General features: G+C 63.5%; 1 pseudogene. It reads left to right on the forward strand.

Annotated elements, in window-relative coordinates:
* Positions 1–260: pseudogene (locus CDV44_RS27580) on the forward strand (hypothetical protein); the annotation flags it as partial.

Below are 260 nucleotides of genomic sequence, written 5' to 3' on the forward strand. Positions count from 1 at the left end.
TCAACGTGGCCTCGCGTGAAATCGCCGCAGGCAACACCGACCTGTCGGCACGCACGGAGCAGCAAGCCGCTTCGCTTGAGCAGACCGCTTCGTCGATGGAGCAGCTCACGGCGACGGTCAAGCAAAACGCCGACAACGCCCGTCAGGCGAGCGCAATGGCGGTGAATGCCTCGGAAATTGCCGAGCGTGGCGGTCAGGTGGTCGGCAACGTCGTCGACACGATGCAGGGCATCTCGTCGAGTTCGCACAAGATCGTCGAC

It is taken from the genome of Pandoraea sp. PE-S2R-1 (genome assembly GCF_002179865.1).
Classification (GTDB): Bacteria; Pseudomonadota; Gammaproteobacteria; order Burkholderiales; family Burkholderiaceae; genus Pandoraea.